The sequence below is a fragment of the Bradyrhizobium sp. SHOUNA76 genome, assembly GCF_023006445.1.
Classification (GTDB): Bacteria; Pseudomonadota; Alphaproteobacteria; order Rhizobiales; family Xanthobacteraceae; genus Bradyrhizobium.
This window is the reverse complement of the sequence record NZ_JALBHA010001076.1, coordinates 1-638: the sequence shown is the minus strand read 5'-3', so window position 1 is coordinate 638 and position 638 is coordinate 1. Positions and strand designations below refer to the sequence as shown.

The window sequence follows — 638 nt, the reverse complement described above, 5'->3', positions numbered from 1 at the left end:
CGCGTCAAAGTCACCGACGGCGAAGTCGCATTCTCCCGCGTGCGCGATCGTGTCGAGGGCCGCATCAGCGCCATCAACGCCGACGCGACCGTCGGCCACGACCGCAAGGTCAACATCACCGGCACCGCGCGCGTCGGCGACCACCCGACCAAATTCGACATCAAGGCGACCACGCCGGCGCCGCCGACCGACCGGCCGACGATCCCGGTGGATTTCGCCGTCGACATGCCCAGCGTGCTGAAGTCTCAACTCACCGGTCACGCCGAGATGCGGCTGAGCGGCGATGTCGTGATGATCAACGGCGTGAATGGCAAGCTCGGCGACGGCGCATTCAACGGCTGGGCTTCGGTCGACATTGCGAGCAAGCCCCTGGTCAAGGTCGACCTCGACTTCCAGCGGCTGGCGATTCCGCTGGCGAAATCTCCGGAGGGCGCGGCCGGGCAACCCTGGAGCAATGCGCCGATCGACGTGTCCGGGCTCAACTATGTCGATGCGCAGGTGAGGATTTCCGCGAACGAGGCCGTGATCGGCGATGCGCGCATCGCGCCGCTGGCGCTCGATGGCAAGCTCGCCGGCGGCGTGCTGAAGGCCGGCACCGCCAATCTCGGCGCCTATGGCGGCCAGGTCTCGGGCGAGGT

Annotated in this window: 1 pseudogene; it reads left to right on the top strand. The window is 67.6% G+C overall.

Annotation, left to right across the window (positions count from 1 at the left end):
* Window positions 1–638: pseudogene (locus MOV74_RS39820) on the top strand (AsmA family protein); the annotation flags it as partial.